This is a genomic window from Verrucomicrobiia bacterium (assembly GCA_019634635.1).
Taxonomy (GTDB): Bacteria; Verrucomicrobiota; Verrucomicrobiia; order Limisphaerales; family UBA9464; genus UBA9464.
On the sequence record JAHCBB010000024.1, the window covers coordinates 13,521 to 26,178 of the forward strand.

The window sequence follows — 12,658 nt, forward strand, 5'->3', positions numbered from 1 at the left end:
CCTGGCAAAGCCCCAAGATGCCAGCCTGGCGACCCACCACTGACCTGTCCCTCCATGGTGAGGTTCCGGGGGGGCGATGGGTGAGCTGGTGGGGCAACTCCCGGCGAGCCGCGGGTAGGTGGAGTTGCCACGCGTTGGGGTCGTGGTTGCGCGAACGGCTCGTGAGGACCCTCGTACCCCCACCGATTTACCCCCGGTGGGGCGAGACTCCCGGCGAGCCGTGGGTAGGTGGAGTTGCCACGCGTTGGGGTCGTGGTTGCGCGAACGGCTCGTGAGGACCCTCGCCCCACCGATTTACCTCCGGTGGGGTGAGACTCCCGGCGAGCCGTACGGGCAACCTGGTGCCTGGCCCGTGGGGACTGCATACGCGGACGGCGCGGCAGGAGCCTTGCCCCACCGATATCACCGGATCGTGGGGCTCCAACGCCCACTCCCGTGGTGGGTACGAGACTCCGGGCCCACCATTGACCTGTCCCTCTGTTGTCGGATTGTGCGACTGGAAGCCTGGCCCGCGGCATTGCCCGGGGAGTCCGGGCCGGGAAGAATGGCCCCACATGTCCCGGCCCTCCTCCTCGCGTGGCATCGCCCGGTCGTTTCAAATCGCCCGTGACCGCTACGCGGGCCACGGTGTGTCCGTGGAGTGCGCCATGACGGCCCTGGGACGGATCCCGGTGTCGCTGCATTGCTGGCAGGGGGATGATGTTCGGGGATTTGAACCCGGTGCCGGAACTCTGGATGGGGGCCTCGCCGTCACCGGTGCGTATCCGGGTCGTGCCCGCACCGTGGATCAGTTGCGCGCGGACCTCGATCAGGCACTCGCCCTGATCCCGGGCCGGCACCGGATCAGCCTGCACGCCTCCTACGGTGAATTCGGGGGCGGCCGGGTGGACCGCGACGCCATTGAAGCGCGGCATTATGCAGGATGGATGGATTGGGCGCGCGTCCGCACCCTCGGCATGGACTTCAACCCCACCTGCTTTGCCCATCCCAAGGCCTCGGGCGGCCTGACGTTGTCGCATCCGGATGCCGGGATCCGGGACTTCTGGATCGAACATTGCCGCCGCGCCCGCGCCATTGGGGCGGGGATGGGGCAGACGCTTGGTGGTGTTTGCGTGACGAACCTGTGGATTCCCGACGGCTTCAAGGACACGCCGGCGGACCGCGTCGCACCGAGGGAACGTCTGGTGGAATCCCTGGACGCCGTCTTCCGGCGTCCGCTGCCGGCGCGTCATCACCGCGATTCGGTGGAACCTAAGCTCTTCGGCATAGGCGCCGAAAGCTGCACCGTGGGCTCGCATGAGCTGCTTCTGGGCTATGCGCTGACGCGCCGGAAGCTCCTGTGTCTGGACCTGGGCCATTTTCATCCCACGGAATCGGTCGCCGACAAGCTCTCGGCGCTGCGCCCCTTCTTCCCTGAACTGCTGCTGCACGTCAGCCGCGGGGTGCGCTGGGACAGCGACCACGTCGCCACGGGAACCGACGAGCTGGCGCTTGTGGCGCGTGAGGCCGTGATGGGTGGCGTGGACCGGATCCGGTTCGGACTCGACTATTTCGATGCGAGCATCAACCGGATCGCGGCCTGGGTGATTGGCGCCCGGGCGCTGTTGCGATGCCTGCTGGCTGCGCTCCTGGAGCCACCCGCAATCCGTGAGGCGGAGCAGGCGGGTGATTTTACGGCGCGGCTGGTGCATCAGGAGGAGGCCCGCGCCCTTCCCGTGGGCGCGATCTGGGACCACTACTGCGAACGCTCCGGTGTCCCAGCGGGCGGTGGCTGGCTCGCCGTGGTTCAACGGTACGAGCGCGACGTCCTTTCCCGGAGGCACTGAGCGGACCGCACCCCAACACCCCCTCAAGCCTTGCCGGAGCCATGCCTTCCTCCTGCGGCGGATGGATCGCTACCACCACCGGATTGCGGATCGCTACGGATGCCGGGTCGCCAGCCTGGCCGTGCTGGGGGATACCGAGCCCGGTTGGTGGCCCGGGGTTTATCGGGAGGACCTGTGGGGATGTTCGCTGACGTTCGATTACCCGTGCTGCAAGCTGCTGGATTTCGGGGCGGCCGAACTGGACGCCGCCGCCGTAACAAATCCCGCCGCCGTGATGATCGCGGCGCACCTGGCGACCCAGCGGACGGCGGGTGATCCGGCACGGCGGCTTGGAGAGCGATGGGAATTGACCTGGCGGCTTTACGAGCGGGGCTACGGAAAGCGGGACATTTTAGAACTTTACCGGTTGCTGGACTGGCTGATGGCACTACCCGAGGAGCAGACGGTTGATTTCCATCGCCAACTCCACCAATTCGAGGAGGAGCAAGCCATGCCATAGGTCACGACCATCCGCGGTGGCAAAGCGCCAGGGGGCTGGCGCAGTCCAAGACCTGGCGGCGTGTCGATGGCTTGTGGGGGTCGCGAAGCGTCGTGGAGTGCGGTAGCCCTCTACCGCTTTCCCCCAGGGTTCAACGAACGCGGGAGGAGAAGGATGCGCCCCCGACGCGGAAGGAAGCCGCGGTGGCAAAGCGCCAGGGGGCTGGCGCAGTCCAAGACCTGGCGGACTCCTGTTCGGCGTCATTGAAGTGGCCGTGAGGCATTGCTAGGGTCTTCAGTCGCCTTGAGCATCCGTCGGTTGACCCCGATGACGAGGCGGCAAAGAGATCCCATGGAACATCGTACGCTGCCCCGGTTTCGATTCGCATTTCCCAGCCTCCTCCTCGGTCTGGCGCTGGCGGCGCCGGTTGCGGGCCAGACCCTTCTGTATCGGGAGGGGTTCAACGATGACGGCGAGGCGGGCACGCCCAGGCGGTACACACTCAGCGGAAGGGACGTGTTCGAGGTGGCGCGGATCCAGTCGGAGTTGAATGAGCCTGATCAGAAGGGGCCCGTGTTCTGGGCCCACAATTTTGAGGTGTCCGCCGTCGGGATACCCGCGATTCCGGCGCGCCGGATGATGATGACGTGGCGGGGTGTGGATGCCGCCGCCGCGACGGAGGAGTTCTGGTCGCTTTGGAACGCGGCAGTGGACTGGCTCCTGGACGGCCGCCCCAACGCGGTGGTCGTGATCCACCCCAACGCGGCCGCCTGCCAGGCGCTGGCCGCGCGGCTTGCAGCCGCGGGCCACACGGTTCTGGACGACGATCCGGTGGCCAGTCCGGACGAACTGGCGATCGAGGCCGACCTGTTCATCCATGGGCCGGGCGCGGGCCAGCCGAGCCGGTTCGTGCTGGTGCCGAAGCCGGTGATTGTCATCAGCGCACCCGACTACGATGACCTGCTCGTGGGCAGCGTCGGGGAGGCGCGGATCTTCGAGCCGGGGCCGGTCGCCATCGCGACACCCGGACATCCGGCCGCCGGGGGGCGCACCGGCCGGTTCACGGGTTTGACCGGGGACCAACCCTTCGAGCTCACCGGCCCGTTTCTCCCGGAGGGTGCCATCCCGCTGGCCACGGTGTCCCGGACCGTTCCGGCAACCGTTGCCAGCCTCGCCGACGTGGATGCCATGATTGAAGGGACCAGGCCCCATGAAATTTCGGAGGGCTCCGTGACGGCACTTGATTTTTGGGACGGCCGCGACGGCCAATGGTCGGTGGACGAAGACATCCCCGGTGGTTATCTCGGGGTCTGGGGACTGCGGGCCATCGGGCGCCTTGCCGTATCCGCTCCGGGCACCTACCGCTTTGCCTTGGGATCCGAAAAGGGGGCGCGCCTGCAAATTGACCTGAACCGCGACGGGCTGACGTTGGCCGATACCGTGCTCGAGAATCCCGGCCCGCACGGCCACCAGGTGGCCTACGCGGATGTGACCTTCCCCGAAGCCGGCCTGTACGTCTTCGAGGTGCGCTCCTTCAACTCCGGGGGTCCCGGGAGCCTTGAGCTTTCGGTGGCCAGGCGGGCCGGGCCGGTGCCGGACAACGCGCTGAGTTCGGGCTTCTGGGAGTTGCTGGGTGCGCCGGGGGCGGTCTCACCGGTCCGGTTGGACGGACCCGTCGCCGCGACCGGGTACCTGCCCATCGGAGGAAGCGTGGACCTCGATGTGCCTCTGATCGTCCTCTTGAACGGGCCTGCGGACAACCCGCCCGGACGCCTCCTGGATGGTGGGCCCTTCACCGGATTCGAAGGTGCGGGGTTTCTCGCTGGCGCGGGTCTGGACCGCTGGGCGTATCCGGAGGGACAGAACCACCGGTCCGTGCGCCTGGGGCCAATCCCGGTTGCCGGACAACCCAACCTCCGGCTGACCGTGGCCCTTGCGGCAACCGGGGTGGACTTCGAGGACGGCGATTTTCTCGAAATCATTGCGTACCCGCAAGGGGAGTCGGGGCGCGCGGTCACCCTCGCGCGGTTTCAGGGCGTGGAGAACGCCCTTCAACCATGGATGGCGGATGCACTGGACGGGTTTTCTCGGCGGTTGACGCGCCAGTTCTCGGACTTCACGTACCCGCTGCCCGCCGATTCGACCGACCTGATCGTCGAGGTGCGGGCGGGCACCACCTGGTGGACTGAGATCGTGGCCCTCGATGACGTCCGCATCACCACCGCCCCGAACAATCCGCCCCTTGGCGCGCTGTTGGCGGCGGTGTCCGGGGATACCATCAACCTCTCCTGGTCCGGGGGGACACCTCCATTTGTGGTCGAGGGCAAGGTATCACTGAGCGAGGGCGCATGGAACGACCTGGCAACCGTCAACGCCGGGGCTGCGAGCCTGCCGGCCACCGCCGATGGGGGTGTCTTCAGAGTTCGGGACTCCTCCGCACCCTGACGGGGGAGGACACTTGAGGTCCTGTGAATGCGCGGGGCTCCACCCGTTCGCACCGGTTCGCGTGCAGGAAACCGGTGGGTGCGGTAGCTTGAGCTCATGCGCGTTTTGGTGACCGGTGGCACGGGATTCGTCGGCCGGGCGGTTGTGGGGGCGTTGCAGGAACGTGGACACACGGTCCGGGTCCTTTCGCGCGGGACACGTTCGGTCCCGCCCGGCGCCGAGGGTCTCGCCGGATCCGTGCTCAAACCCGATTCCCTTCCAGGCGCCCTGAACGGATGCGAGGCGGTGGTTCACCTCGTTGGGATCATCAGCGAAGTGGGGGACCAGACGTATGAGCGGGTGCATGTGGACGGCACAAGGAACGTCGTCAAGGCGGCGCGTGCGGGGGGCGTCGGACGCTTCGTCCACATGAGCGCGCTCGGCACGCGACCCGAGGCCCGCTCGCGCTATCATCGGTCCAAGTGGGCGGCAGAGGAGGCGGTACGGAGCAGCGGACTGACCTGGACCCTCCTTCGACCGGGCCTGATCTACGGTCCAGGGGATGGTTTCGTGAATCGCTTCGCGGGGATGATCCGCCGCTCGCCCGTGCTGCCGGTGGTGGGCCCGGGCACCTGCCGGTTGCAGCCGGTGGCCGTGGAGGATGTGGCCCGATGCGTTGCCGGGGCGCTGGAGATTCAGGAGAGCGTCGGTCGAACTCTGGACCTCTGCGGGCGTGAGTCGCTGACCCTGAACGCGATCCTGTCGGAGATTCTCCGGGCGATGGGGCGCTCGCGCGTGCGGGTCCATCTGCCGTGGAGTCTCGCAAACGCCCAGGCGCGAATGCTGGAGTGGGTGTTTCCGAGCCTTCTCGGAAAGGCTCCTCCGCTGAATCGGGACCAGATCCTGATGCTTCAGGAGGACAACATCGGGGATCCTGAGCCCGCCTGCCGCCTCTTCGACTTCGAGCCCGTCCCGTTTCCTGCGGGTTTGCGCCGCTGGCTTTGACCGTCGGGACCCTGCGGATTCGGTGGCACCTGACCCCGAAAGTAAGTCTCCCGAATACTTCGTAACCGAAGGACGGCTTCCGCGCTCATTGGGCGTGAGGGTGTTTCCGTGACCCTCCGGGCGGTCCGCCGTCCGCCGCAAGCGGGTTGCGGCGGATTGCCCGTGAGCTCCGTGGCACAGCGTTTGCTTATGTAATATCGGGGAGAAGTGAGTTGGGCCCGCCGCCGACCGGCGTCGGGCCGCCGTTTTCTGGGCGGCCATCGGTCCCACGGGTCGTTACCAAGGGGACCACGCTCGCGTGATCCACGCCGATGGCCGCCCTTTTCCGTGCACCGGTTCCGGGGAGGCGGGGGACGTCACCGGCGGTCTCGAATTCCTCCTTTCGCAGCGGCGTCCCAACGGGTAGCTGTCTCCCATGAATCTCCTCGAGAACGTCCGGTTGCTGGAAACCCGGCGACAGTTCTTTGCCCGCGGGCGGAATGTGGTCGGGTATGCGGCCCTTGGCAGCCTGCTGGGGCGTCTTGGGACCGGGATGGCCGGGGAGGGTTCCCCGATCCTGCTCCCGCATGTGGCCCCGAAGGCCCGACGGGTGATTTATTTGCACATGGTGGGCGGTCCGTCGCAGATGGATCTGTTCGACTACAAGCCGAAGATGGCGGCGTGGTACGACAAGGAGCTTCCGGATTCGGTCCGCCAGGGCCAGCGGCTGACCACGATGACTTCGGGACAGGCCCGCTTCCCGATTGCTCCGTCCAAATACCGGTTCAGCCAGGTGGGTTCGAACGGGATGTGGATGAACACCGAGCTGCTTCCGTACACGGCGAAATGTGTGGACGACCTGTGCTTCATCCGGTCCATGCATACCGAGGCGATCAATCATGAGCCGGCCATCTGCCACATGCAGACGGGCAACATGAATGCGGGACGCCCTTGCATCGGCTCGTGGGTGAGCTACGGGCTGGGTTCCATGAACGAGAATCTGCCCAGCTTCGTGGTGCTGGTGGCGGAGCCGACCAACAAGGAGCAGATCCAGGCCATCAGCGCGCGGCTGTGGTCGAGTGGATTTCTCCCGGGTGAGCATGCCGGCGTTTCCTTCCGCAGTGCCGGCGATCCGATTCTCTTCATCAGCAACCCTCCGGGAGTGCCCTCGGACCTGCGCCGTCGTCAACTCGACGGTCTGCGCCGGTTGAACGAGCTCACCCACCGGGAACTGGGCGATCCGGAAACGCAGACGCGAATCCAGCAATTTGAAATGGCGTTCCGGATGCAGTCCAGCGTTCCCGAGCTGACCCGTGTCTCGGAGGAACCGGAGGCCACCTACCGGCTTTACGGCGAAGAGGCCCGGAAGCCGGGAACCTACGCCTACACCTGCCTGCTGGCGCGCCGGCTCCTCGAACGGGGGACGCGGTTTGTGCAGGTGTACCTGAACAACTGGGATCACCACAGCAACGTGGGCGGACGCCTGCCCATGCAGTGTCGCGACGTGGACCAGGCCACCTACGGTCTGATCCAGGATCTGAAGTCGAGGGGCCTTTTCGACGACACCCTGATCATCTGGGGCGGGGAATTCGGCCGGACCATCTATTCCCAGGGAGGCCTGTCCAGGGAGAACTACGGACGCGACCACCATCCGCGCTGCTTCACCCTGTGGATGGCCGGGGGAGGAGCCCGCGGGGGCATGGTGTACGGCGAGACGGACGACTTTTCCTACAACATCGTCGAGAATCCGGTGCACGTCCGGGACTTCCACGCCACGATCCTGCATCTGCTGGGCATGCAGCACGAACGGTTCACCTACAAGCATCAGGGACTCGACCAGCGGTTGACCGGCGTGGAGGAGTCCCACGTCATTCGCGATCTCATTGCCTGATTCTGATCCTCCCCTCCCTTCCCATGAAGCTCACCCGCCGCACCGCCCTTGCCGCCACCGCCTCGACCGCACTCGCCGGACTGGCCCGTCGTCTGGAAGCCGCCGACGCGGCCACCGGACTCAAGGGCCGCATCCACCACTCCGTCTGCAAATGGTGCTATCCGAATGTGCCGCTGGACGAGCTGGCGCGCTGGGGGAGGGAGCACGGGCTGGGATCCATCGAGTTGCTGGTGGTGGAGGACATTCCGACGGTTCAGAAGCATGGCCTGACTTGCGCGATGGTCAGTGGTGTGCCCGGGGGGATCACCCGCGGGCTGAACCGGGCGGCGAACCACGATGCCATCGCCGAATGGTTTGAGGTCACCGCCCCCAAGGTCGCGGCGCTGGGCTGCCGGAACATCATCTGCTTCTCGGGCAACCGGCAGGGGCTCTCCGACGAGGAGGGGCTCAAGACCTGCGCCGCCGGCATCCAGCGCCTCCTTCCCGTGGCCGAGAAGCATCAGGTGACCCTCGTGATGGAGCTGTTGAACTCGCGCGTGGACCACGCGGATTACCAGTGCGACCACACCGCCTGGGGGGTGGACCTGTGCCGGGCCGTTGGGTCCGAGCACTTCAAGCTCCTCTACGACATCTACCACATGCAGATCATGGAGGGCGATTTGATTGCCACGATCCGCAAGTCCCATCCCTACATCGCCCACTACCACACCGGAGGCGTTCCGGGGCGTCATGAAATTGATGAATCGCAGGAGATCTTCTATCCGGCGGTGATGCGGGCGATTGTGGACACCGGATTTCAGGGACATGTGGCCCAGGAGTTTATCCCGGCGCGTCCGGATCCGCTCGCTTCCCTGAAGCAGGGGGTCACGATTTGCGACGTGTGACCGGTGGCTGGTTTGTGGACGTCGGGCGGTGCGGACGGCGACGGTTCTGGGGTCAATTGCCCTGCTCCGGTTCAAATCTCCCGCCATATCCGGGCTGGTAGAGGCGCAGGCCAATCCGGTCCCGCATGACCTCGAAATGGCGGTCCACGGCGTACACGCGGCAGTTCCATGCCAGTGCCAGGCTGCCGATCAGGACGTCGCTCCACGGCAGCGTCTGGCCAGCGTCGCGCAGCGCCCAGTAGCGTTCCTTCGCCAGATTCCAGGCGGCTTCGGTCATCGTGCGGTAGGGAATGCAGGAAAGCCAGCCCTCCAACCGGGCGCGATCCTCAGACCGGGCGCCTCCGAGTACTTCGAGCTTCACCGGTCCGCACCAGGCGGCCTCGTACTCCTCGAGCAACCCTTCCAGGGCGACTTTGACGTCCAGTCGCCCCGCACGACGGATCGCCTCGATCCATACCGACGAATCCACGAGCACCATAGGCTCAGTCCCGCATCTCCACCTGGTCGTTGGTGAGTTCGTAGTCGAATGTCCCTTCCCGGAGCAACCGACCGAACTGCCGGGCCTTCTGCCGCTTGACGAACTCGGTCACGGCCTTGTTGACCGCAGGACTCATCTTTTTCTCCCCGGTGATGGCAGCCAAGTCCTCCAAAACCGCTTTTTCGATTTCGATCGTGATCCTCATGATCGAATCATCGTCAGTTTCATCAATCTGGCAACTAAAAAATCATGTTTTGGCATCAATGATGGATCGAAATCGCGTCATATTCCTGAATCTGGATGGATTGTCATCACGCAGGAACTTCGGCGTGCGGCTTTGGCTCGACCCATTTCCCGTGTTCCTTGATCAGGTCCACGAGACGTTCCACGGCTTCGGCCTCGGGGATGTTGAATTTCACGGCCCTGCGGCCCACGTAGAGATTGATTTTGTTTGGGGCGCCGCCGACGTAGCCAAAATCGGCATCCGCCATCTCCCCGGGACCGTTCACGATGCATCCCATGATTGCGATTTTGACCCCCTTGAGGTGGTCGGTCCGGGCCTTGATCCGGGCGGTGACGGTCTGGAGGTTGAACAGCGTTCGTCCGCAGCTGGGACACGCGACGTAGTCGGTCTTGAATGAGCGGCATCCCGCGGCCTGGAGAATGTTGTAGGCAAGCCGCAGGGACTGCCCCGCGCCGGGCTCACCCCGGATCAGGATCGCGTCGCCGATGCCGTCCGCGAGAAGGGACCCCAGGTTCACCGAGGCACGAAGCAGCGCGGTCTCCGGGGTGAGGCGGGGCGGCGGGGTGTTCAGGCAATCCTTGATCAGGATCGGATTGCGTCGTCCGAGCCGGTGCAATTGGAGCGCGAGCAGACGAAAGGCGCGGATCGGCGGGAGAGGCACGCCATCGGCCACGGTGACCAGCTGCGTGTCGCACGGAATGGCGCCGATGGAGATCGGTGCCGATGGGTCCAGTTCCAGCAGGTTGAGATCCTCCAACACCGCCTCGGGGCGCACATCCGCCCCGACCGGGATCCTGGGGGCCACCTGTTCCACGGCGGCCCGGGACATCACGACCCGCACCGTCTGTTCCCCGCCGGCCCGCAGTTCACCCAGGTCGGCTTCCGCGGAGCACCGGCGCTCGTAACGAAACGGATCGAACGGGAGTTCGTCGGTTGCCGCCGGCAACGGTCCGGAGCCGACGTGGGCCAGGTCCGGGATCTGGGCGATCAGGTCGCTGCACACGGCGATCTCCCGTGGACTGTCCTCGGTGAGCGAGACGCGGATGGTGTCGCCAAGGCCGTCGCAGAGCAGGGAGCCGATGCCGATCGCGGATTTGATCCGGCCGTCCTCGCCTTCGCCGGCCTCGGTCACCCCGAGGTGAAGCGGGTAGTTCCAGTCGGGACCCTCCGCCTCCAGGCGCGCCGCCAGCAGGCGGTAGCACTCGATCATCACCTTCGGGTTCGACGACTTCATCGAGAAGACGAAGTTGTGGAACCCGTGGCTTCGGCAGATCCGCGCAAACTCCATGGCGCTTTCCACCATGCCCAGTGGGGAGTCGCCATACCGATTCATGATGCGGTCGCTCAGGGATCCGTGATTGGTGCCGATGCGGAGCGCACGCCCAAGGCGTTTGGCCTCAAGAACCAACGGCGTGAAGGCCCGCTCGATCCGTTCCAGTTCCGCGGCATAATCGGCGTCGGAGTACTCGATCACCGCGAACTTCTTCTTGTCGGCATAGTTCCCCGGGTTCACCCGCACCTTCTCCACCCACTTCACCGCCTCCATGGCCGCCTCGGGCTTGAAGTGGATGTCGGCCACCATCGGCACGAGGCAACCCCGGGCGCGCAGCTCGCGGACGATGGGCTCCAGATTGGCGGCATCCTTGACCGTGGGGGCCGTGATCCGGACGATCTGACACCCCACGGCGACAAGGTCGAGGGTCTGCTGGACGCAGGCGGCGGTGTCCATGGTGTCGCAAGTCAGCATGGACTGCTTCACCACCGGGTGGTTGCCGCCAATGATCACGCCGCCGCGGGCCGGGTCCCCGACAACGACCTCGCGCGCGGGGCGTCGGGAATGGCTCCAGGGAGACGGGCAATAGCGCATGGTCACAGGCCCCATTCTTGGCGGAACTCCCGGCCGGCGTCGAGGGGGGCGCTTCAGCGGTCGGCGGCGGGGACTCCGGCGGCGGGTTCAGGGACGGGTTCCACGGCCCGGGGGGACTCGACAAAGCTCTTCTGGCGGAGCAACTGCCCGAAGATGGAGGCGCGCCGCACGTCGTAGAAGGTCACGTACAGCATGAACGAGATCAGGAGCACCGCGAAGGCCGTCGTGGCGTATTCCTGGAAGCGGACCCCGACCCGGCGGCGGGTCACGAGCTCGTACAGGGCCATGAGGATGTGGCCGCCATCGAGCACCGGGAGCGGCAGCAGGTTGAGCAGGGCGAGGTTGATGTTCAGCATGACCATGAACTTCAGCGCCAGGCGGAAGTCGGTCTTCACGTCCACCGCGAGCTTTCCGAGGATGCCCACCGGCCCGCTCATGTCCTTGGCCCCCACCCCCGTTTCACGGGAGTGGAACAGCGCGGTGAACGTCTTGCCCATCAACCGCAGCACCTCGGAAAACTGGGCCCACGGAGTCGGACCCGGTCGTTGCACCTCGTAGTGGCCTCCGGCAAAGCCGATGCCGATGCGGCCGCGGTCCGTCTTTGGATCAAAGATCGGGGTGATTTGGAACTGCAGTTTTTCCCCGCCACGTTCGATCACCACCTCGCAGGAGCGTCCCTCGGCCTTCCGGATCAGTTCCGTCAGGTGCTCCTGATTCAGCACCGGAACGCTGTCGAAGGACAGGAACTTGTCCCCGGCCTGCAGCCCCGCACCCTCCGCGGGCATCCCGGATTCGAGGAGCCCGATGATCGGGCGTTCCTGAGGCTCCAGATCCAGCCACTTCAAACCGAGGGTTTCCGAGCGCCGGGTGGGGAGGGGGGCCGTGAAGGAGTTTCCCTCCCGCTGGAAGGTCACGTTGACCACGTTGGTCAGGGCGGTGATGACTTCGAGATTGATGTCCTGCCAGGAGCCGACCGGCTGCCCGTTGATGGCGACGATCCGGTCGCCGGCACGGACTCCGAGCTGCCCCTCCACCGACGCGGGATCCACCCGCCCGATGATGGGGGGGTTGACCAGAACCGGGAGGCCAATTCCCCAGAGGAGCGTGGCGATCAGGAGTGCGAATACGATGTTCATCGCCGGACCGGCGGCGGCGACGAGGATTCGGGACACCGGGGGTGCCGGCGGGCCTTCGGAGGCTCCTTTGCCCTCAATGGCCTCCGAGGTGATCATTTGCGGCAGCTTCACGAACCCGCCTGCGGGGATCCACCGCACGGACCACTCCACGCCGTCCTGCATCCACGAAAAGATCTTCGGTCCGAATCCGAGCGAGAACCCTTCGATCTTCATTCCCCGGCGGCGTGCCATCCAGTAGTGGCCGTATTCGTGGACGAAGATGCTGGCTCCGAAGAGCACAATCACCGCCCCGGCGACGTAGATCCAACCCAGTAGGGATTCCATACCTGAGTCGCGAACCTAGGCGGGGCGCCTCCCAAAGGCAACGTACCGTGCACATCCGGCATGGCGCGATCGGCCGACGCCGTCCTTGCCTTGGATTCTGAAGGCGGCGAGCTTATCGCATC

Annotated in this window: 10 protein-coding genes; 6 read left to right on the forward strand and 4 right to left on the reverse strand. The window is 65.8% G+C overall.

Annotation, left to right across the window (positions count from 1 at the left end):
* Nucleotides 1-554 precede the first annotated feature (554 nt).
* The 6 genes from KF791_14920 to KF791_14945 all read left to right on the forward strand — a co-directional run bounded on the left by KF791_14920 (nucleotide 555) and on the right by KF791_14945 (nucleotide 8,487).
* Complete coding sequence (locus KF791_14920) at nucleotides 555-1,826, forward strand: L-rhamnose isomerase (protein MBX3733869.1); 1,272 nt, start codon at nucleotides 555-557, stop codon at nucleotides 1,824-1,826.
* A 61-nt stretch (nucleotides 1,827-1,887) separates the two neighbouring features.
* A complete protein-coding gene (locus KF791_14925; protein ID MBX3733870.1) occupies nucleotides 1,888-2,325 on the forward strand; it encodes a hypothetical protein in 438 nt (145 codons plus the stop codon).
* A gap of 330 nt (nucleotides 2,326-2,655) precedes the next feature.
* A complete protein-coding gene (locus KF791_14930; GenBank protein ID MBX3733871.1) occupies nucleotides 2,656-4,749 on the forward strand; it encodes a hypothetical protein in 2,094 nt (697 codons plus the stop codon).
* A 96-nt stretch (nucleotides 4,750-4,845) separates the two neighbouring features.
* Nucleotides 4,846-5,733, forward strand: coding sequence for a complex I NDUFA9 subunit family protein (locus KF791_14935; protein MBX3733872.1), 888 nt, complete (start codon nucleotides 4,846-4,848; stop codon nucleotides 5,731-5,733).
* Nucleotides 5,734-6,148: 415 nt separating this feature from the next.
* Nucleotides 6,149-7,603, forward strand: a complete 1,455-nt coding sequence (locus tag KF791_14940) for a DUF1501 domain-containing protein (GenBank protein ID MBX3733873.1) — start codon at nucleotides 6,149-6,151, stop codon at nucleotides 7,601-7,603.
* Between the two features lie 23 nt (nucleotides 7,604-7,626).
* Nucleotides 7,627-8,487: a TIM barrel protein gene (locus tag KF791_14945; protein ID MBX3733874.1), complete on the forward strand. Its 861-nt coding sequence runs from the start codon at nucleotides 7,627-7,629 to the stop codon at nucleotides 8,485-8,487.
* 52 nt (nucleotides 8,488-8,539) lie between these two features.
* Here the strand turns inward: KF791_14945 and KF791_14950 are convergent, their stop codons facing one another.
* The 4 genes from KF791_14950 to rseP all read right to left on the reverse strand — a co-directional run bounded on the left by KF791_14950 (nucleotide 8,540) and on the right by rseP (nucleotide 12,536).
* Nucleotides 8,540-8,965, reverse strand: a complete 426-nt coding sequence (locus KF791_14950; GenBank protein ID MBX3733875.1) for a PIN domain-containing protein — start codon at nucleotides 8,963-8,965, stop codon at nucleotides 8,540-8,542.
* Nucleotides 8,966-8,969: 4 nt separating this feature from the next.
* A complete protein-coding gene (locus KF791_14955; GenBank protein ID MBX3733876.1) occupies nucleotides 8,970-9,170 on the reverse strand; it encodes a type II toxin-antitoxin system VapB family antitoxin in 201 nt (66 codons plus the stop codon).
* Nucleotides 9,171-9,276: 106 nt separating this feature from the next.
* On the reverse strand, nucleotides 9,277-11,076 hold the full coding sequence (ispG, locus tag KF791_14960; GenBank protein ID MBX3733877.1) for a (E)-4-hydroxy-3-methylbut-2-enyl-diphosphate synthase: 1,800 nt from the start codon (nucleotides 11,074-11,076) through the stop codon (nucleotides 9,277-9,279).
* A gap of 53 nt (nucleotides 11,077-11,129) precedes the next feature.
* Nucleotides 11,130-12,536, reverse strand: a complete 1,407-nt coding sequence (rseP, locus tag KF791_14965; protein ID MBX3733878.1) for an RIP metalloprotease RseP — start codon at nucleotides 12,534-12,536, stop codon at nucleotides 11,130-11,132.
* Between the last annotated feature and the right edge of the window lie 122 nt (nucleotides 12,537-12,658).

What these genes read in the sequence shown, in the direction of transcription:
- KF791_14920 (MBX3733869.1), top strand. Translation starts at nt 555, where the DNA reads ATGTCCCGGCCCTCCTCCTCGCGTGGCATCGCCCGGTCGTTTCAAATC.
- KF791_14925 (MBX3733870.1), top strand. Translation starts at nt 1,888, where the DNA reads ATGGATCGCTACCACCACCGGATTGCGGATCGCTACGGATGCCGGGTC.
- KF791_14930 (MBX3733871.1), top strand. Translation starts at nt 2,656, where the DNA reads ATGGAACATCGTACGCTGCCCCGGTTTCGATTCGCATTTCCCAGCCTC.
- KF791_14935 (MBX3733872.1), top strand. Translation starts at nt 4,846, where the DNA reads ATGCGCGTTTTGGTGACCGGTGGCACGGGATTCGTCGGCCGGGCGGTT.
- KF791_14940 (MBX3733873.1), top strand. Translation starts at nt 6,149, where the DNA reads ATGAATCTCCTCGAGAACGTCCGGTTGCTGGAAACCCGGCGACAGTTC.
- KF791_14945 (MBX3733874.1), top strand. Translation starts at nt 7,627, where the DNA reads ATGAAGCTCACCCGCCGCACCGCCCTTGCCGCCACCGCCTCGACCGCA.
- KF791_14950 (MBX3733875.1), bottom strand. Translation starts at nt 8,965, where the DNA reads ATGGTGCTCGTGGATTCGTCGGTATGGATCGAGGCGATCCGTCGTGCG.
- KF791_14955 (MBX3733876.1), bottom strand. Translation starts at nt 9,170, where the DNA reads ATGAGGATCACGATCGAAATCGAAAAAGCGGTTTTGGAGGACTTGGCT.
- ispG (MBX3733877.1), bottom strand. Translation starts at nt 11,076, where the DNA reads ATGCGCTATTGCCCGTCTCCCTGGAGCCATTCCCGACGCCCCGCGCGC.
- rseP (MBX3733878.1), bottom strand. Translation starts at nt 12,536, where the DNA reads ATGGAATCCCTACTGGGTTGGATCTACGTCGCCGGGGCGGTGATTGTG.